The organism is Micromonospora sp. IBHARD003 (genome assembly GCF_056106285.1).
Genome location: NZ_JBWBBX010000001.1, coordinates 654,722 through 673,467 on the forward strand (window position 1 = coordinate 654,722; position 18,746 = coordinate 673,467).

Annotated in this window: 14 protein-coding genes and 1 pseudogene; 11 read left to right on the forward strand and 4 right to left on the reverse strand. The window is 70.9% G+C overall.

Annotated elements, in window-relative coordinates; all coding sequences use genetic code 11:
• Nucleotide 1: 1 nt before the first annotated feature.
• Entirely contained in the window at nt 2-1,288 is a 1,287-nt protein-coding gene (locus ACTWOL_RS02685) for a TerD family protein (RefSeq protein WP_474293892.1), read from the reverse strand.
• A gap of 296 nt (nt 1,289-1,584) precedes the next feature.
• On the opposite strand from ACTWOL_RS02685, the gene ACTWOL_RS02690 reads away from it, so the two are divergent.
• The 4 genes from ACTWOL_RS02690 (at nt 1,585) to ACTWOL_RS02705 (ending at nt 6,337) form a co-directional block, all read left to right on the forward strand.
• Entirely contained in the window at nt 1,585-2,028 is a 444-nt protein-coding gene (locus tag ACTWOL_RS02690; protein ID WP_474293893.1) for a DUF6643 family protein, read from the forward strand.
• A gap of 154 nt (nt 2,029-2,182) precedes the next feature.
• Nucleotides 2,183-3,007 carry an MOSC domain-containing protein gene (locus ACTWOL_RS02695; protein WP_474293895.1) on the forward strand — a complete coding sequence of 275 codons (825 nt, stop codon included), beginning with the start codon at nt 2,183-2,185 and terminating at the stop codon, nt 3,005-3,007.
• Nucleotides 3,008-3,208: 201 nt separating this feature from the next.
• Nucleotides 3,209-3,817, forward strand: coding sequence for an Rv1733c family protein (locus ACTWOL_RS02700; protein ID WP_474293897.1), 609 nt, complete (start codon nt 3,209-3,211; stop codon nt 3,815-3,817).
• Between the two features lie 93 nt (nt 3,818-3,910).
• The gene (locus ACTWOL_RS02705; protein ID WP_474293899.1) at nt 3,911-6,337 is read left to right on the forward strand and encodes a right-handed parallel beta-helix repeat-containing protein; all 2,427 of its coding nucleotides are present in this window, start codon (nt 3,911-3,913) and stop codon (nt 6,335-6,337) included.
• A gap of 53 nt (nt 6,338-6,390) precedes the next feature.
• Here the strand turns inward: ACTWOL_RS02705 and ACTWOL_RS02710 are convergent, their stop codons facing one another.
• On the reverse strand, nt 6,391-8,925 hold the full coding sequence (locus ACTWOL_RS02710) for a hypothetical protein (RefSeq protein WP_474293900.1): 2,535 nt from the start codon (nt 8,923-8,925) through the stop codon (nt 6,391-6,393).
• Nucleotides 8,926-9,147: 222 nt separating this feature from the next.
• Between ACTWOL_RS02710 and ACTWOL_RS02715 the strand changes: the two genes are divergently transcribed.
• The 3 genes from ACTWOL_RS02715 to ACTWOL_RS02725 all read left to right on the forward strand — a co-directional run bounded on the left by ACTWOL_RS02715 (nt 9,148) and on the right by ACTWOL_RS02725 (nt 11,236).
• Nucleotides 9,148-9,993 carry a DeoR/GlpR family DNA-binding transcription regulator gene (locus tag ACTWOL_RS02715; protein WP_474301080.1) on the forward strand — a complete coding sequence of 282 codons (846 nt, stop codon included), beginning with the start codon at nt 9,148-9,150 and terminating at the stop codon, nt 9,991-9,993.
• 2 nt (nt 9,994-9,995) lie between these two features.
• On the forward strand, nt 9,996-10,499 hold the full coding sequence (locus tag ACTWOL_RS02720) for an SRPBCC family protein (RefSeq protein ID WP_474293902.1): 504 nt from the start codon (nt 9,996-9,998) through the stop codon (nt 10,497-10,499).
• Between the two features lie 260 nt (nt 10,500-10,759).
• A complete protein-coding gene (locus ACTWOL_RS02725) occupies nt 10,760-11,236 on the forward strand; it encodes an SRPBCC family protein (RefSeq protein WP_474293904.1) in 477 nt (158 codons plus the stop codon).
• Between the two features lie 6 nt (nt 11,237-11,242).
• Here the strand turns inward: ACTWOL_RS02725 and cds1 are convergent, their stop codons facing one another.
• Nucleotides 11,243-12,358: an L-cysteine desulfhydrase Cds1 gene (cds1, locus tag ACTWOL_RS02730; protein WP_474293906.1), complete on the reverse strand. Its 1,116-nt coding sequence runs from the start codon at nt 12,356-12,358 to the stop codon at nt 11,243-11,245.
• A gap of 184 nt (nt 12,359-12,542) precedes the next feature.
• On the opposite strand from cds1, the gene ACTWOL_RS02735 reads away from it, so the two are divergent.
• Entirely contained in the window at nt 12,543-12,875 is a 333-nt protein-coding gene (locus ACTWOL_RS02735; protein WP_474293908.1) for a hypothetical protein, read from the forward strand.
• 394 nt (nt 12,876-13,269) lie between these two features.
• Complete coding sequence (locus tag ACTWOL_RS02740) at nt 13,270-13,842, forward strand: ATP-binding protein (protein WP_474293910.1); 573 nt, start codon at nt 13,270-13,272, stop codon at nt 13,840-13,842.
• Between the two features lie 194 nt (nt 13,843-14,036).
• Here ACTWOL_RS02740 and ACTWOL_RS02745 read toward each other — a convergent pair whose 3' ends face one another.
• Nucleotides 14,037-14,831: a MerR family transcriptional regulator gene (locus tag ACTWOL_RS02745; protein WP_474293911.1), complete on the reverse strand. Its 795-nt coding sequence runs from the start codon at nt 14,829-14,831 to the stop codon at nt 14,037-14,039.
• 27 nt (nt 14,832-14,858) lie between these two features.
• On the opposite strand from ACTWOL_RS02745, the gene ACTWOL_RS02750 reads away from it, so the two are divergent.
• Both ACTWOL_RS02750 and ACTWOL_RS02755 read left to right on the forward strand, forming a co-directional pair.
• On the forward strand, nt 14,859-15,326 hold the full coding sequence (locus tag ACTWOL_RS02750; protein WP_474293913.1) for a DUF6194 family protein: 468 nt from the start codon (nt 14,859-14,861) through the stop codon (nt 15,324-15,326).
• A gap of 229 nt (nt 15,327-15,555) precedes the next feature.
• Nucleotides 15,556-18,742, forward strand: a pseudogene (locus ACTWOL_RS02755) (Tn3 family transposase).
• Nucleotides 18,743-18,746 lie beyond the last annotated feature (4 nt).

Below are 18,746 nucleotides of genomic sequence, written 5' to 3' on the forward strand. Positions count from 1 at the left end.
GCTACTTGCGGCCCGGTGTCCAGTTCATGCCCCAGCCGTAGGCGCGGTCGACGGTGCGCTGGGGGCTCACGCCTCGTTCCGGCACCAGATAACGGGCCTCCCGCTGGACCACGAGATCACCGCCCTGGTTGGTGAGGAGCGCGAGGGCGCAGACCGTCGAGGGGACGGTGCACTCGTCGAGGGAGAACTCGACGGGGGCACCGTGCTGCGGCTGGAGGGTGACCGTGGCGTGCAGATCGGCGAAGCTGCGTGCGCCGGCATAGATGGTGACGAAGATGACGAGGCGCCGGAGCTTGTCCCGGTGATCGAGATTGACCGTGAGGTTCTCGCCGGTGGCCACGGCACCGGTCCTGTCGTCGCCGTCGAGGTGGATGTAGGGGGGCTGGTGGAGGGCACCGAAGGCGTTGCCCAGGGACTGGACGACGCCCTTGCGACCGTCGGTGAGTTCGTAGAGGGCGCAGAGGTCGAGATCGAGATCGGCGTGCACGGCCACGGCACGGCCCAGCTTGGACCCCCAGCCCGTGAACTGCTTGCGCACCTCCCAGTTGAGGTTGACGCGCATGGTGCCTGACGTCCCGCCCTGCTTGCTGAGCGAGACGGTCGGGGCCTCCTTGGTCAGGGTGACCTTGCTCAGGCGTACGGGGGCGGGGCCGCCGGCAGGGGGCGCGGCGGGTGTCTGCACGGTGGGCGGTACGGCGGGGGCCGGCGGGACGGGCGGGGTCGCGGGGACCGGCGGGGTCGCGGAGACGGGCCGCTGGGGCTCGTCGACCGTGATGCCGAAGTCGGTGGCGAGGCCCTCGAGTCCGCTCGCGTACCCCTGCCCCACCGCGCGGAACTTCCACGCGCCCTGGCGCCGGTACAGCTCGCCGAGGATGAAGGCCGTCTCGACCGTCGCGTCACCGCTCTCGTAGCGGGCGATCTCCGCACCGCCCGCGGCGTCGAGCACCCGGACGTACAGCCCGGGCACCTGCCCGAAGCCTCCGCCGTCCGCCGACGCCGCGAGGACGATCCGCTCGACGGAGGGCTCGACGCGGCCGAGGTCGACGGCGAGGTGATCGGTGGTCGCGGCACCGTCGGTGCGCTTGCCCTCGTGGCGGACGGCGCCGGAGGCGTGCTGGGGCTGGTTGTAGAAGACGAAGTCCGCGTCGGAGCGGACCTTTCCGGACCCCGAGTCGAGCAGGAGCGCCGATGCGTCGACGTCGGGCACGCCGTTGCCGGAACGCCATCCGAGCTCCACACGGACGTTCAGCACGGGTACGGGAACATTCGCCCCTTTGGACATGGACATCGTCGCCCCCTCGCGGGTCCTCCGGGTCACGGTCCGGGCTCGAGATCACCCGGCCGGGGACCCACTCCGGTCGTTCCGGTGCGCTCAGCCTAGGGCTCTTCCGGCGGACAGCCCGACACCCCCGGCAACCTGTGGGTAACCCCTTCTCAGCTTGCCCTTTACACGATCTAGACGGCTCGGAGCGACCGTTTTTCCCAGATTCGCTCGCATTGGGGATCCACAGTCACCGGTAGCGCAATAAACAACCCTCTAATCGGGCTCCCCAACCAGCACATCGTGGGCTTAACTTATGTGCCATGACCTCCCCCCGCTCCACCTACGGTGGCGGCTACTACTCCGCGCCGTCGTTCCCCGACACCCCGATCTACGACTCCCTGGTCGCGGAGCGGGGCATGCCTCAGATCGCCCCGATCCGAGTGCCTGCCGCATACGACTCCGTCGGCAGCTATCTGCCGGCGCTGCCCGCGGCTCTCCCCGCCCTCCCGGCGGCCCCTTCGCAGCCCGCGTACGGGTACCCGCAGGCGATGCCGCAGCCCGTTCCGCTGCAGCAGGCGCCCGCGCCGTACATCCCCCAGCAGACCGGCGGTCCCCGGGGCTACCCGGGTGTCCAGCCGCAGCCCATGTCCCGCCCGATGACGAGTGGGTACGAGGCGATGCGCCCGGCGGCACCCCGCCCGATGCCCACGCCCGCGCCGTACGAGGACCCGTACCACCGTCCGTACCAGGGCGGCGGGTACTGAGCGATACCCGGCGGCCCGGATGACCGGAGGTCATGACGGGTCATGAGGGGCGGTCCTGTACCCAGGGCCTGACCGCGGGGCGGCGGGCGCGTGCCGGGTGGTGCCATGCGCATCGCCCGGCAGGGATGCCCGGTGTGCTGGCAGGATGAACCGTATGTCTGCTTCCGTGCTCCGTTCCGTCCACGTCCATCCCGTCAAGGCCCTCGCGGGCCATGCGCCGGACTCGGCAGTGGTGGAGCCATGGGGGCTCGCCGGCGACCGGCGGTGGATGGTCGTCGACGCCGCGGGCAAGGCCGTGACACAACGCCAGCAGGCCCGGCTTGCGTTGGCAGCCGCCGAGCCCCGGGGGGACGGCGGAATCCGGCTGACCGCGCCCGGGCTGACGCCGCTGACCGTGGCGGTGCCCGAGCCGTCGGCCACGATGGTCGTGGAGCTTTTCGGGGAGAAGGTGGAGGCGGTTCCGGGGGGTGCCGCCTCCGAGGCATGGTTCGGTGCCTTTCTCGGAACACCGGTCCGGCTGGTGCATCTCGACGATCCGGCCCACCGCCGGCCCGTCGATCCGGACTACGCGCGGCCGGGCGAAACGGTCTCGTTCGCGGACGGGTTCCCGCTGCTGGTGACCTCGCTCGCGTCGCTCGCGGCACTGAACTCGCTCATCGCGCAGGGCAGCCACCCCGAGGAGGGTCCCCTGCCCATGAACCGCTTCCGGCCCAACCTCGTCGTGGACGGCGCCGACCCCTGGGCGGAGGACCACTGGCGGCTCCTTCAGGTCGGTGAAGTCCGGTTCCGCGTCGCCAAGCCCTGCGGTCGTTGCGTGGTGACGACCACCGACCAGCTGACGGCGCGACGGGGCAGGGAGCCGCTGCGGACCCTCGCCCGGCATCGCCGCTTGGGCGACCGGCTCGTCTTCGGCCAGAACCTGGTTCCGGAGACCACCGGCACGGTCAGGGTGGGGGATCCGGTACGGATCCTCGGCTGAACCGCCCCGCCGACCGCCGCGCCCCCGACGTCGCACGAAACCTGCACGGGGCCGTGCTCGTTGGGAAGGCACCCCGGGCGTGACGGCCCTCGCCGCCGAGACCTACGAGACGGCCCTGTGTCCGTCACACGCACCGAGTCGCTGAACACCCGGGCACCACCGTCCGTAGAAGATGCCGACGGAGCGGAAGGGGGCGAAGCTGTGCGAGCCGTCTTGGACCTGTGGCGCTGGCGGCACAATCCCCTGTGCCGAACCACCGATCTCGTCGAGGGGTGGGCCGCGCTGGCCGCCGCACTGCTGCTCGCCGTCGGCGCCCCGGCCGTCGGCTGGCTCTGCGGCGGGCTCGCCGGCGCCGCGCTCCACGAGACCGTGCGTGCCCAGCAGTCCGAACGGCGCGCCACCACGGCACGTGTCGTCCGCGCGCCGGCAGAGCCCACGCGCTCCGCCGCCGACCCTGACGCACGGACGGTGGAACATACGCGCACGACGGTGGTCGTCGAATGGGCGGCGGCGGACGGGGAGAGGCACCGGGGCTTGGTTACCGTCGTCGCGCGGAGTGTGCGTCCTGGAGGCACCGTCCGGATCTGGACCGACCGCGAGGGCCGTTCCGTCAGCCGCCCGCTCGACCCCGGCACCGCACGGGCCCACGCGGTGTTCGCGGGCTTCGGTGCCGCGGCCTTCACCGCCGGGGCGGTGGCGAGCGGCAGACGGGTACTCGTACGCCGGCTGATGCAGCGGAGGTATGGGGACCTCGACCGCGCATGGGCGAAATTCGGTCCCGAATGGGGCCGTACGGGCACAGGTACCTGACCGGTCAACCGTCGCCCCTCTCTCGCGCTACGGTGGGGCAGCGCCGGGCACAGCGCGTGGAACCGAACGACGAGGTGGGGGCAGAGCAGCACCATGGCACAGGGCACGGTCCAGGTGACGCACACCGGCACATCGCGGTGGCGGCGCCGCACGGGCGAGTACGGCTCCCTCGCCGCAGCCCTCGAGGCCGCCGGTGACGGCGACATCCTCACCGTCTCCCCCGGGACCTACCGGGAGAACCTGGTGGTGCGTTGTGCCGTGACCCTGCGCGGGACCGAGGGATCGGCCGGTTCGGTGCGGATCGCGCCGCCCGAAGGGGTCCCGCTGACGGTGCGGGCCTCCGCGACCGTGCACGACCTCCATGTCGAAGGCCAGGACACCTCTGTACCGGCGCTGCTCGTCGAGGACGGCACACCGGAGTTGACGGACCTGCGGATCACCACCCGGTCCGCCTCCGGGATCGAGGTGCGCGGCGCCGCACGGCCGACCGTGCGCCGGTGCACCGTCGACAACCCCGCCGGCGTGGGCATCGCCGTTCTGGACGGCGCGGGAGGCATGTTCGAGGAGTGCGAAGTCGTCGCGGCCGGGCAGGCCGGTGTCTCGGTGCACGGCGGCGCACACCCCAGGCTGGAGCGCTGCCGGGTCCACCATGCCTCGGGCGCGGGGCTGAGTGTCACCGGCGAGTCGACCGCGCTGGAGGCGCTCGGCTGCGAGGTGTACGAGATCAGAGGCGCCGGAGTGCAGATCGCCTCGCGCGCCACCGCGCATCTCACCGACTCGAGTGTGCACCGCACTTCCGCCGACGGTGTCACCCTCGACACGGACGCCGTGCTCACGCTCTCCGACTGCGACATCCACGACGTGCCCGAGAACGCGGTGGATCTGCGGTCGCGCTCGGTGCTCACACTCACCCGGTCGACCGTGCGGCGCTTCGGACGCAACGGTCTGTCGGTGTGGGATCCGGGTACCCGGGTCGATGCCAACCAGTGCGAGATCCACGACAGTACGGGTGACTACCCCGCCGTGTGGGTCAGCGACGGAGCGACCGCCGTCCTGGATTCCTGCCGCGTCCACGACGTCCCGGACGCGCTCTTCGTACTCGACCGCGGCTCGCGCGCCGACGTCGTCGACAGCGATCTCTCGCAGGTGCGCAACACGGCGGTGTCGGTCAGCGACGGCGCGACGGCCCAGCTGGACGACTGCCGTATCCGGGATGCCTCAACGGGCGCCTGGTTCCGCGATCACGGCAGCGGCGGCACCCTGAGCAACTGCACCATCGACCAGACGCAGACGGGAGTGATCGTCACCAAGGGAGCGGACCCTTCGATCGAGCGCTGCACGGTCACCTCTCCGGCCGAGGCAGGTTTCTACGTCTCGGCCGAGGGGCGCGGTTCGTTCCACGGCTGCCGGGTGACCGGCAGTTCGGGCTACGGCTTCCATGTGACGGACGGCTGCCGTACGACGCTGACGCGCTGCCGCACCGAGCGCTGCGCCCGCGGGGGCTACGAGTTCCCCGACGAAGGCGTGCACGTCGAGGACTGCACCTCCGACACCAGTGGAGTGCGCGCCGCGCCGCAGCAGACCCCGGCGGTGCTGACGGCCCCGCAGTCCGCGCACTCCTCCGGACTGCTCGGTGTGATCCCCGAGCAGCGCGCCGCCGAGCCAGTGGCGCAGCCCGCGTCACCAGGCGCGCCGAAGCCGGACCAGGCCCGCTCATCGGCCGATGTCCTCGGTGAACTCGACGGACTGGTCGGCCTGGAGAGCGTCAAACGCGAGGTCCGTACGCTCACGAACATGATCGAGGTCGGCAGGCGCCGCAGGGAAGCGGGCCTCAAGGCCGCGTCCGTCCGCCGCCACCTGGTCTTCACCGGCTCCCCCGGCACCGGGAAGACGACGGTCGCGCGGCTGTACGGCGAGATCCTGGCGTCGCTCGGGGTGCTCGAGCGCGGGCATCTCGTCGAGGTGTCGCGGGTGGACCTGGTCGGCGAACACATCGGCTCGACCGCGATCCGTACCCAGGAGGCGTTCGACCGGGCGCGCGGCGGAGTGCTGTTCATCGACGAGGCGTACGCGCTCTCACCCGAGGACTCCGGCCGTGACTTCGGCCGTGAGGCGATCGACACCCTGGTGAAGCTGATGGAGGACCACCGCGACGCGGTGGTGGTGATCGTGGCAGGGTACACGGCGGAGATGGATCGTTTCCTGACCGTCAACCCAGGGGTGGCCTCACGATTCTCACGGACCATCACCTTCGGTGACTATGTGCCGGAGGAGCTGCTGCGGATCGTGGAGCAGCAGGCCGAGGACCATGAGTACCGGCTGGCCGACGGAACGGCCGAGGCGCTGCTGAAGTACTTCACGGCGCTGCCGAAAGGTCCCGCGTTCGGCAACGGCCGTACCGCTCGTCAGACCTTCGAGTCGATGGTGGAGCGGCATGCGGTGCGCGTCGCCGGGCTCACGGAGACGAGCACGGACGATCTCACCCTGCTGCTGCCGGAGGACCTGCCCGAACTGCGGTGAGGCACACCGGCCCACCGGCCTACCGTCTCTCCAGCACACCGGCGCACCGGTCCTCACCCCCCGGCACCGCTTCGCGGGGACGGCAGTGCGGGCGGCAGACGGTTCAGCAGTTCCCCGCGCTCCTGGGCGAAGGCGGGATCGGCCTGGTAGTCGGAGTGGCCGAGTATCGGTTCGGGGAGAGGGTGGGAGTCGGTACGGCCGTAGACGACCGGGTCTCGGAGGGCTTCCCGGTCGACATCGGGCTTGCCGTCCTCGGCCGGTAGCCGCACCGGCCCTCCGATCGGGTCCGTGTGCCGCCACAGATTGCGCCAGCAGTGCAGCTCCCGGTGGAGTGCGCGAAGCGGTACGGGCCCGAAGTAGGCGGGAAACCAGCGCCCGTAGAGCCGCTCGAGCGGTGATCCGTACGTGAGCAGGGCGACTCGGCGCCGGATGGCGGCGGGGAGCTGCCAGACCGCGGCGGCGGCCAGCACACTGCCCTGCGAATGGCCGGAGATGACGAGCCGTCCGCCGGTGCTCCCGGTCCAGGAGGCCATGCGCCAGGTGAGGTCGGGTACGGCCCGTTCGGCGTAGCAGGGCGGCGCGAAGGGATGTGCGGCGCGTGGCCAGAACGTGCCGACGTCCCAGAGGATGCCGATGGTGCGCCGGGCGGCGGCGTCCCGGTAGGCCCGTCTGCCCCAGGTGACGATCAGGACGAAGCCGAGTCCGATGAGCAGCGAACCCAGTGTCTGAGCGGCATCGGCGACTGCCTCCACGACCGGATGGGCCCGGTCGAACGCCTCGCCCGGCACCTCGCCCGTCGCCCAGGCCCCGACGACGGCGCCCGCGCCGAGCAGCAAGGTCGCCGTGCAGAGGATGCCGATGACGGTGGGGGCGGTGTCGGTGAGCGCGGCCGCCGCCCTGGTGGCGGCGATGCGCCGGGTGCGGACCTCGTCGGGCCGTTCCCCCGGGTAGTCCTGCTCGATCGTGGGGGCGAGGGAGCGGGCGGTGCGCCACGTCCGTACGCCGAGGACCGCGAGCGGGACGAGCAGAAGGAGCAGCAGTACGGGGATGACCGACGCCTGCCAGCTGAGCAGCACGGGCGGTCCCGCGATGGACCCGCGGCCCACTCCGGGAGTCCCGGGCCCGTCGAGCCAGTCGGCGACCCGCTGGGCGACCCCGCCGGTCATGACACCGCCCAGGGCGCAGGCCAGGAGAGCGACCGCGGGGCCGCCCATGCCGTGCAGGGCGGTGCGAGGGTGCCGGACCCGACGATGGAGGACGTGCGCGGTGACGGCCAGGGCGACGGTCAGGCAGCCCTGGGCCAGGGTGAGCAGACGGAACGCGGTCTCCCCGGGGAGCGTGCCGTGGGAGACCCATCCGGGGCGGGACCACGAGGCGTACAGCACGGCCAGAGCCAGCAGCACGAGCGAGACACAGGGCAGCCAGGCGACGACGGCGCGGTCGACGCGGTTGTCGACGACCTTGTCGCTGCGGCCTCTGCGGAACACGACCGCGACGACGACCACGGCGGTGAGGGCGAGCAGCGACTCCAGGATCCTGCCGGCGATGTCGAGGGCGAGGACGTCGGCACCGCGGTCGTGGCGGGCGGCGGCTCCAGTGACGGCGGCCGCGACGATCAGGAATCCCGCAGCGGTGTGGGCGGCGCGCAGCCGGGCGACGATGCGCCGGCCGTACCAGAAGCCGGGGCGGCCGAGGGCGGGACGCACGGGCGGCCCAGCGGCGCCGCAGCCGGTGTCCACCGCCCCGTCGGTCCCGGTGCCTTCCCGGGTCTCATCTGCCTCCTGGGTCTCGTCTGCCTCCTGAGTCGCTGTGATCCCGCCGGTGTCGTCGGCTCCGAAGGCCGCCGCCGTCACCGGAGTCTGCCGACCCGGAGCGCCGTCCGCCGTGACGGCGGGCGGGCGCTGGGACTCGTAGGCACTCCAGGTGCGATTGGACAGGTACCACAGGAGCCCCACCAGCGCCGCGGGCACGACGGCCGCGAGCGAGAGGCGCCGGCCGGGCTGCGACCACCAGCCGTCGCCCGCCGCGGAGAGGAAGCCCAGCCAGGAGCTGTGGGCGGAGCAGGGCGCCGAGCCCGCGCACTGCCAGGCCGTCAGATCGAGCGCCACCTCGCAGGTGGCGGCGGTGAGCAGAGCGGTGAGACTGAGCGCCACGAGCCGCACCAGCATCCCGTAGCACCTGACGGCGGTCGACGGGCCCTTGGTCGTCGGACGCATCCAGTGCGCGAGGTTGACGACCATGAAGGGCAGCAGCAGCAGCCAGAGCGCACGGGCGCCGTTGCCGGAAGTGAGATTGGCCCAGCAGTACGCCTCGGGCACCGGTCCTCGGGCGTACCGCTCGGGGTGCCGCTCGGCATCGGCGTCCTCGGGCCGGCGGTAGACGGCGGCGGTTCCGTCCCCGGTGATCCTGACGGTACGGGGGTCGCCCAGCATCTCTTGCGGGGTGGCACCGCCGACACCGTGGACCAGCAGCTCCAGTGCCGCACCGCCGCCGGGGTGGAGTTGCCCGCCGCGGTCCGCCGCCGGGGCCCGCGGCGGTTCCGCAGTCGTGCTCCGTACCGGTAACGGGGCCTGGGGCGGCTGCGGCACACGTGCCGGATCAGGCGCCGGGGTGGCAGGAGGCACGTCTCTGGCTCGCTCTCTGGAGGCGGTTGGGCCGCTCGACCAGGGTCCCGGTTGGGTGACCGGTGGCGCCGGCCTCTCCCTGAATCTCCCCCGTACGGGTGGCTGCGATCCGTGGCAGGATGAGTGACCTCCTCGGACGGCGGTGACGCGGCGCGGGAGCAGGAAACGGAAAGGGGCGGCTCGGCGGTGAGCGACAACCAGCACCTCCTGGCGGAACAGCGGCGCGCCCTGATCCTCGACGAGGTGCGGCGGCGGGGCGGCGTACGGGTCAACGAGCTCACCCGCAGGCTGAACGTCTCCGACATGACCGTGCGCAGGGATCTGGACGCCCTCGCGCGACAGGGCGTCATCGAGAAGGTGCACGGCGGCGCGGTGACCGCCGAGGCGAGCACCCATGAGCCGGGGTTCGAAGCCAAGTCTTCGCTGGAGCCGGGGGCGAAGGAGGACATCGCGCGGGCGGCAGCCGCCATGGTGGTGCCCGGGAGCGCGATCGCCCTGTCCGGCGGGACGACGACCTACACACTGGCGCAGCATCTCGTCGACGTCCCCGATCTGACGGTGGTGACGAACTCGGTGCGGGTCGCCGATGTGTTCCACGCGACGCAGCGCGGCGGGTCGGGAGGAGGTCAGCGGGCCGCGACGGCGACGGTGGTACTCACGGGCGGTATGCGGACGCCATCGGACTCCCTGGTGGGCCCGGTCGCCGACCAGGCGATCCGCTCGCTCCACTTCGACGTGCTGTTCCTCGGGGTGCACGGGATCTCGGTCGAGGCCGGCCTTTCGACCCCGAACCTGGCGGAGGCGGAGACCAACCGCCGGCTCGTCCGCTCGGCCCGGCGCGTGGTGGTCGTGGCCGACCACACCAAGTGGGGCACGGTGGGACTGAGTTCGTTCGCCGGATTGGAGGAGGTCGACACCCTCGTGACGGACGCGGGGCTGCCGGCCCGGGCGCGCGAGGAGATCGCGGAGCATCTGCCGCATCTGGTGGTGGCGGGCGAGTCGCCCGGGACCGAAACCGGCTCCCCGGACTGAGCATGGCCCTGTTCCGGATCGTGCGTACGACACCTCTTCCCGTGGAAGAGGCTTGGCGGCGGCTCACCGACTGGCCCGCGCACGCGGCGCACGTCCCGCTGACGAACATCTCGCTGCTGCCACCGGACTCGGCGAGCACGACGGATGCGGCCGGGGCGGCCGAGGGAGCCTGGGCGGCGAACGGGGCGGCGGCTCGGCCCGGGGTCGGTACACGGTTCGTCGCGCGTACGGGCGTCGGACCATGGGGCTGTGACGACGTGATGCAGGTCGTGCGCTGGGAGGATCCGGGTCCTGGGCGCCCCGGCCGCTGCCGTCTGGAGAAGCTCGGGCGGGTCGTCCTGGGCTGGGCCGAGATCGAGGTCCGGGAGGCGCCCGGAGGTTCCCGGGTGGCCTGGGAAGAGGAGCTGCGGCTGCGCGGGATTCCGCGCGCCTTCGACCCGGTGCTGGCCGGGACGGCGCGCCTTGTCTTCGGCCGGGTCGTCGACGGCCTGCTGACGGACCGCTAGTGTCCTGTCCGGGCGATCTTTGCGGGCCCGAGAAGATCGCCCGGACAGGACCTGGGGACCTTTCGCAGGGGAGCGAGCACGGGCTGTCAGGCCGAACTCGCCTGCGCGGGGGCCGGATCCCGGCGACGGACCGCATCACGCGGCGCCGGCGCTGTGTTCGCCCCCCCGGGAACGGGCCTGCACGATGGTGCCGCCCTGTCGCTCCGGCGGCTATGGTGTCCCGGCCCGCCCGCCACCCCGACCCCGGAGGTACGGTCCCGATGCCACGCCGGCTGAACCCCGTGCAGCTCGACTTCGTCGAATCCGCCCCCGTGCGCCTCGTCTTCACGGCCGACGTCGGCGCACCTCCGTCGGCCGTCCACCGGGCGCTCGCAGAGGATGTCGAAGGCTGGCCGGCCTGGTTCGGCCCGGTCACCTCGGCCCGGCCGACCCATGAGGGAGCGGGCCGGGAGGTCGCGCTGAGGGGAGGTGTCCGCTTCCAGGAGACGATCATGGCTTCCGAGCCCGGCACCCGCTACGCGTACCGCATCGACGAGACCAACCTCCCCGGCGTCCACGCCATGCTGGAGGAGTGGCTGCTCAGCCCGGCCGGTTCCGGGACACGGGTGCGGTGGACGATGGCCGTCGACGGCCCGGGGCCGCTCCGGCTCGTGATGCGGCTGGCGAAGCCGGGAGTGGGCCGTTCCTTCCGGGACGCCGTGCACAAGCTCGACCGGCGTCTGAGGGCTGTCCCGTAATCCCGGTCAGCCGGGCCAGACGCCACTGTCGAGGAACCGGTCGATCGCCTCCGTGTACGGGGCGATGTCCAGGCCCTGTCCGGCCAGCCATTCGTCCGAGTAGTACTTGTCGAGATAGCGGTCGCCGGGGTCGCAGATCAGCGTGACCACACTGCCCCGGTGCCCGGCGGCCACCATCTCGGCGACTATCTTCAGCGCGCTCCACAGCCCGGTGCCGGTGGAACCGCCCGCCTTGCGTCCGATGGCCCGCTCAAGGGCCCGCACGGCGGCGACGGTCGCCGCGTCCGGCACCTTCATCATGCGGTCGATGGCCCCCGGGACGAAGCTGGGCTCCATGCGAGGCCGTCCGATGCCCTCGATGCGCGAGCCGCAGTCGCTCGTCGCCATGGCGTCCCCCCGGATCCAGCCGTCGAAGAAGCAGGAGTTCTCCGGGTCGGGCACACAGATCCGGGTGTCGTGCTGCATGTAGTGGACGTAGCGGGCGATGGTCGCGGACGTGCCCCCGGTGCCGGCGGTGGCGACGATCCACGCGGGTTCCGGGTAGCGCTCCAACTTCAGCTGCTGGTAGATCGATTCCGCGATGTTGTTGTTGCCACGCCAGTCGGTGGCCCGCTCGGCGTAGGTGAACTGGTCCATGTAGTGCCCGCCGCACTCGACCGCGAGTGCCGCCGACTCCTCGTACACCTTCATCGGGTCATCCACGAAGTGGCACTGTCCGCCGTGGAATTCGATCAGCCGGCACTTCTCGGCACTGGTGGTCCGGGGCATGACGGCGATGAACGGAACGCCGATCAGCTTCGCGAAGTACGCCTCGGAGACGGCGGTCGACCCGCTGGAGGCCTCGATGACGGGTCTGCTCGGCCGGATCCAGCCGTTGCAGAGCCCGTAGAGGAAGAGCGAACGGGCCAGCCGGTGCTTGAGGCTGCCGGTGGGATGCGTGGACTCGTCCTTGAGGTAGAGATCGATCCCCCAGTGCTCGGGCAGGGGGAAACGCAGCAGGTGGGTGTCGGCCGAGCGGTTCGCGTCGGCCTGCACCTTGCGTACGGCGTCTTTCAGCCACGCCCGGTACTCCGCGTCGCTCCGGTCCACATCGATCGTGGCCATCGCCTCATGTGTGCTCATGCGCCCCGCTCCTCACCTTGTCGGGCTCACTCCCCACTGCACCATAAGCCCCTCACCTGCACAAACGTTCACTTTGGGGTTCCATAGCAACTCCTTGTGGCAAGGTGTCGGAATGCGCTCTGGTGGTGATGCGGGCGCCGGGGCAGACTGAACGCAGCAGCTGGTGCGAAGGGGGCGGGCGGCCATGCAGGAGCCGGATTTCAACGCCACGGGGGTGCGGATCGAGCGGTGGCCCCGCTCGCTCACCAAGGCCGGTCAAGTGCTCATCGAGGACGGCCGTCTCGCGCTGCTGACCAGCTACGGCCGGGTGATCGACAGTGCTCCGGTGGACGCCGTGCAGGCGGGCCGGCCCTGGTTCGCCGGCAGCGACAGCACCGTCGCGACGGTCAACGGCACACGCTACCGGCTGACCATGGACCGCCCTGCCCGGACCGGTGACGGCAGCAGGCTCGACGGCTCGGCGCTTGCGGGCCGCTTCCTGGATGCGGTCCGCAAGGCCGGGGGCCGCCGCGGCTGATCATGCGGCGACCGGACGGCGATCGAGCGGTGACCGGACGGATCCGGTCACACGGACGAACGCCGCACTCCGCCCGTGGGTGAGCGCCGGTGCCGGGGCGTGTCCCGCGCGTCGGTGCTGCGGTGCGTCACGAGCGGCGGCCCGTCCGCGCGAACACATCCGCGTGCGACGGCCACATCGATGTGTACGGGTCCCCGCCGTCGCATATGCCTCTCCCAACCATGCGTGTCCGTGGAGTTGCGAAGTCGTCACCCCTGGTTCACGCTTGACTTCATCACTCAGGGTTCACCGGCGGTTACACTGCGACCCAGACCGTCGGCACAACACAGCAGGCAGCCAACTGCTGGATCCGCTCCTTCGTCTTCTTCCGGACCTCATTCGGGGAGTCGCAGCCGTGATCAGCGAGGCAAGCAGGCATTGCAGGGTGGAGCTCCAGGCTCTGCCGGTGCGGATCGGTCAGGTCCGCAGAATCGTGTCGGCGCAACTGCGCTACTGGCATCTCGATCCTCTGATCGACCATGCGGCGCTGGGCGTCACGGAGTTGCTGACCAACGTCCACCGGCATGCCCAGCCGGACAAGCTCTGCGCCGTCGAGCTCGAGCTGCTGCTCAACCGGCTCACGGTCTCGGTGCACGACAACGACCCCCGGCTGCCCGCCGCGGGCGGCGCGGGCGGCAGGCTCGAGACCACCGGGCGCGGGCTCGCCCTGATAGCGGCGCTGAGCGAGAGCTGGGGCGTACATCCCAAGGGCGAGGAGGGCAAGATCGTGTGGTTCACGCTCCCGGCTCCGCTGCCCCTGGCCTGCAGGCCGTCGTTCGCCGGCGCCGCGGTGTACGGGGCGGACACCGATGTCTCCCTCACGGCGGCCGGTTCCGTGGCGACGAAGGACCCGTTCGCGGTCGTCGACGCCGGGCGTTCACGCGAGGCGCGTACGCCGGCGGCGGCACGGTCGGCCGTCCCCCGCTGACCCGGGCCGGAGAGGTGGACAGCAGTGGTGTCGTCACGTCCGGCGCCCGTCGACGGGGCGTCCGAACTGCTCGTCGGCGCATATGCACACGAACCGGGGCCCGCACCTGAACGAAACCGCAACGGCCTTGCCGCGTACGGCTGTTGGCCCGCTCGGGGAAACCGGCGCGCGTCCCTCGCGGTCGGCCACTCCCCTTACGGCACGGACGGCACGTGGCGTTCCGGGGTGGCGAGCGAGAGCAGGGCACTGAGTGCGGCGGCACCGTCGATGAGGGCCTTGGAACGCGCCGCGATACCGGCGTCTCTTGCAGCCAGCGCGGCGGCGACGTCCTCTGTCCGGCGTGCGCGCCGTAGCTCCGGGATGAGGGCGCGAAGGGGTGCGATGCGGTAACCGGCCTTGCGGAGTTGGTGAACGATCCGCGCGTCGCGGACCTGGGCCGGTGTGTAGCGACGCGTTCCCCGCGCGGAGTCCCGGTCGGGGACGACAAGATCCTCCGCATCCCAGTGCCGCAACGTCGAAGGGCGCACACCGAGCGCGGCGGCGAGTTCCGACACGCTCATCGAGTCCGCTGCGCTTACGCCCTCGATCGGCTCGCCGGAGATTGCCTCGGCAGCCTCCTTGGCCTGCCGCAGTTCCGCACGCTCTGCGTCGAGCCGGGCATGTGCCGCGTCGAGGAGGGCGAGCACCGCCTGCGAGGCGGGGAACTCGTGAACGGCCCGAACGATCTTCCTGGCCTCGGTCGGGCCCGTCCCTGCCGCGAAGGCCCGGTAGGCCAGCGCGGACCGCACATGCACCTCCCCGTAGATCCGGTAGCCCGTGGCAGTGCGCGTCGCCGGCGGCAGCACACCGTCGCGCTCGAGATTGCGGACCTGCTGGACGGAGTACCCGGCACGCCGCGCGACATCGACGGTGCGTAGCTCCCCTGATTTGAGACCTGACATCCAGAAACCCTTCAGCCTCTCCAGCCCGGACAGGACCCAAGTCTCCACGAGCACTTCAATGCAACGCTGGAGGACATGACCCCAGAAGAGATCATCAGCTTCGTGGACGGACTCGACGGCGTCCTGACCCTCAGGCCGGCACCCGGCGACGGCTCGCCGGAGGTCAGCTGGGGAGACACGTTCTTCTACTACGCGCCTGATGGCGTCACCCCGGCAGCGACCCAACCGTTCGCGACGGTCGTGACCAAGAACTACCCCGGCGACGAGGCGTCACGTCTGGACCGCCCGGGCAGCTTCCGCGTGAACGTCTCCGCCGGGAAGGAAGCGTTCACACGGTGGACCGGTCACGCGCCACGCGAGGCCGCCGCGACCGAGGTCGACCCCAGCGCCACCGACACCGTGCTCGCCCACCCCGTCTACGGCACCGTCGCCTGGCTGGCGGTGGTGAACCCGGGCCCGCGCACGGAAGCCGCAACCCGTGAGCTGCTGTCTGCGGCCTATCACCTCGCACGCGCACGGTATGGGCGACGAGCCCCGAAGTGAACCGGCGGCATGACGAAGCAGCCCGGAGCAACGGGGGGTCCAGCCAAGATGAGCTCAAAAGCCGCCACGGGATGATCTTGAAGCCGTAATCCCCTGCTGCTCCTTTATCACCGTGTCCGGCGGGTGTCCTGGGTTCCGCGGTTCTGATCTTCTCGGCCTTGTCGCACCGGTCATGATCGCGCGGGCGTGTGTGGCGCCCCCGTATGGCTGGGCGTCGAGTGGGGTGCGGATGACCTCGATCGAACGGACCGCGTACCCGCGGTTCAAGCGGCTGATCACCGCGCGTGAGCTGCATGTGTTCTTCACGCCCAGCGAGGAGGAACGGGCCTGGGCCGAGGAGGTCACGGACTCCGACGAGCATCAGCTCGCCTTGTTGGTCGCGCTGAAGTCGTACCAGCGGATGGGGTGCTTCCCGAAGGCGTACGACGTGCCGGACCACGTGGTGGAGTTCGTGCGCCGGGCGGTGGAGCTGTCGGAGAGCATCCTGCCGGTGTATGCCTCTGGCCGCACGGCGGAACGGCACCGGTCGTGGGTGCGTGAGCGGTGCGGGGTGCGCTACGACGGCCCGGCAGCGCGTGGGCTCGCCGAGGAGACGATGCGGGTGGGGGCGGCGTCGAAGAACAACCCGGCGGACCTGATCAACATCGCTTTGGAGAAGCTGGTCGAGGCCAACTTGGAGATACCGCGGTTCTCCACGCTGGACGCGATGGCCTCCACGGTGCGGGGCCAGGTGAACGAGGAGATCCTGGCCGGGATCCGTGGTCGGATGGCCGAGGAGGAGCGGCGCCGGCTGCTGGGGCTGCCGGATGTGATCGGGCTGGACCGCAAGACGCTGTTCAACGCGCTCAAGCAGAACCCGGGCCGGGCGACCTGGTCGCACTTCAAGCGGCTCAAGAGTCACCTGGAGTGGGTGGACGGGCTCGGCGACACCGGTAAGTGGCTGGAGGGGGTCGCCTCGGCGAAGGTCGCGGACTTCGCCGGCGAGGCGGAGGCCCAGGACGCCGGCACCTTGAAGGACTACGCCGACGACAAGCGGGGGGCGCTGACCGCGTGCCTGGCAGCCAAAGCCCGCATGCGCGCCCGGGATGACCTGGCCACGATGTTCTGCAAGCGCATGGCGGCGAAGGCGAAGAAGGCCCGCGAGGAGCTGGCCGAGATCCACCGCCAGCAGCAGGAGATCGTCGAAGCGCTGATCAGTAACTACCGCACCCTGCTCCAGCAGGTCGACAAGAAGGGTCCCGCGCAGGCCGCGCGGGCACGGGCGGCGGCGCTGACGAAAGGGGCCCTGGACGCGCTGCAGGGCCTGGACGAGGAGTCCAGCCCGGCCGAGGTCGCCGAGCGGCTGGAGGGGAAGGTCTCGCCCGCCTTCATGCTGCTGACGGAGGGGCTGATGGTGCAGTCGAACGGGCTGGGCTCGCTGCTGTTGGCGGTGGAGGGGCTCGGCGGGTTCGAGGCCCAGTACGCGCAGATCGAGAAGGTCTCCGCCCACCACGGCGACAACTGGGAGGTGCTGCTACATGGCCATTTGAAGGCCGACCGGCCGGTGATGTTCGACCTGACCGACGTCCTCGAACTGAAGGCCACCAGCCAGGACGCCAGCGTCCTGCACGCGCTCGCGCACGCCAAGGCCCACCGCACCCCGGCCCGCGACTACATCCCCGACCGCGACGCGGACGGAGCCGAGATCGACATCTCGTTCGCCACGCAGAACTGGCGGAAGGTCGTCCGCGACCGCCGCCGGCCCGGGTACTTCGTGCGCCGCCACTTCGAGGCAATGGTCTTCTACTACCTCGCCGAGGAACTACGCTGCGGCGACGTGGCGGTGATCGGCTCGGAGGAGTACGCCGACTGGTCCGAACAACTGCTGCCGTGGGAGCAGGTGGAGGCCAAACTGCCGGAGTACCTGGTGGAGGTCGGCCTGCGCGAGGCGGGCGATGCCGCCCCGTTCGACGGGCGCGCGCTGGTGGCCCAGCTGTGCAAGCGGCTGACCGAGGCGGCGGCGAAGGCAGATGGGGAGTACCCGGACAACGACGAGCTGTTCATCGATCCGGAGACCGGGGTGCCCAAGCTCAAGCCGCGCCGTGCGGAGAAGCCGAGGGCGAGCGCGGTGCGGCTTGAGCAGGCGATCAAGGAACGGATGCCGGAACGGTCGCTGCTGGGCATCGCAGCGCGCACGGCCTACTGGATCGAGTGGTGGCACCGGTTCGGGCCGGCCTCCGGCAACGACCCGAAGCTGAAAGACCCCTTCGGCCGCTACGTGATCACCACGTTCGTCAAGGGCACGAACATGACGTACGCCGAGGCCGCCCGGCACATCGCCGGGGTGAGCGCGCACGAACTGTCGGTCACATCCCGCCGCCACACGACGGTGGCCAAGCTGAACGAGGCGCTCTCGGACGTGGTGAACGCGCACGCCAAGCTGGACATGTCCCGCGCCTGGGGCAACGGCACCACCGCGGCGGCGGACGGCACCCACATGGACACCTACCTGGACAACCTCCTCGCCGAGACGAGCGTGCGGTACGGGGCGGTGGGCGGCATCGCGTACCACCCTGTACATCGCGTTGTTCACGCACTTCGTGCCGTGCGGGGTGTGGGAGGCCGTCTACATCATCGAGCGCCTGCTGAAGAACGCTTCCGAGGTGCAGCCGGGCACGATCCACGCCGACACCCAGGGCCAGAGCTATCCGGTGTTCGCGCTCGCCCACCTGCTCGGGATCGATCTGATGCCCAGGATCCGCAACTGGAAGGACTGCCTGTTCTTCCGCCCGTCCCGCTCCGCCGCCTACGAGCACATCGACGCCCTGTTCGGTGAGCCCGGCCGCAACGTGATCGACTGGAAGCTGATCGAGACCCACTTCAAGGACCTGATGCGGGTGACCGTCTCAGTCCGCGAGGGCGCCATCTCCTCCACCCTGCTGCTCAAGCGGCTGCGCTCCGGCTCCCACAAGAACGCCATCTACACCGCCTTCCGCGAGGTCGGACGCGTGATCCGCACCGTCCAGCTGCTTCGGTTCCTCTCGGACGCGCCGCTGCGCGGCCAGGTGACGGCCGCGACCAACAAGGTCGAGGCGTTCAACGGCTTCAGCGACTGGGTGCGGTTCGGACAACGGGGCACGGTCGCGCACAACGACCCGGTCGAGCAGGAGAAGGACGTGAAGTTCACCTCGCTGCTCGCCAACCTGCTGATTTTCCAAAACACCCTGGACATCGCGGACGTGGTGCGGCAGTTGCAGGCCGAGGGTGAGGTGATCGACCCGCTGGACCTGGCCCAGAGCTCGCCGTACCTGACGGAGCACGTCAACCGGTTCGGCGTCTACTCGACCCACGAGATAGGCATCGCCCCGGAGGACTACGACACCCGCCTCGATGTCGACTTCAGCGTGCTGGACGACGACCAGGCGCCAGCCGCGTGATCCT

What these genes read in the sequence shown, in the direction of transcription:
- ACTWOL_RS02705 (WP_474293899.1), top strand. Translation starts at nt 3,911, where the DNA reads ATGGCACAGGGCACGGTCCAGGTGACGCACACCGGCACATCGCGGTGG.
- ACTWOL_RS02690 (WP_474293893.1), top strand. Translation starts at nt 1,585, where the DNA reads ATGACCTCCCCCCGCTCCACCTACGGTGGCGGCTACTACTCCGCGCCG.
- ACTWOL_RS02685 (WP_474293892.1), bottom strand. Translation starts at nt 1,288, where the DNA reads ATGTCCATGTCCAAAGGGGCGAATGTTCCCGTACCCGTGCTGAACGTC.
- ACTWOL_RS02720 (WP_474293902.1), top strand. Translation starts at nt 9,996, where the DNA reads ATGGCCCTGTTCCGGATCGTGCGTACGACACCTCTTCCCGTGGAAGAG.
- ACTWOL_RS02725 (WP_474293904.1), top strand. Translation starts at nt 10,760, where the DNA reads ATGCCACGCCGGCTGAACCCCGTGCAGCTCGACTTCGTCGAATCCGCC.
- ACTWOL_RS02695 (WP_474293895.1), top strand. Translation starts at nt 2,183, where the DNA reads ATGTCTGCTTCCGTGCTCCGTTCCGTCCACGTCCATCCCGTCAAGGCC.
- ACTWOL_RS02750 (WP_474293913.1), top strand. Translation starts at nt 14,859, where the DNA reads ATGACCCCAGAAGAGATCATCAGCTTCGTGGACGGACTCGACGGCGTC.
- cds1 (WP_474293906.1), bottom strand. Translation starts at nt 12,358, where the DNA reads ATGAGCACACATGAGGCGATGGCCACGATCGATGTGGACCGGAGCGAC.
- ACTWOL_RS02735 (WP_474293908.1), top strand. Translation starts at nt 12,543, where the DNA reads ATGCAGGAGCCGGATTTCAACGCCACGGGGGTGCGGATCGAGCGGTGG.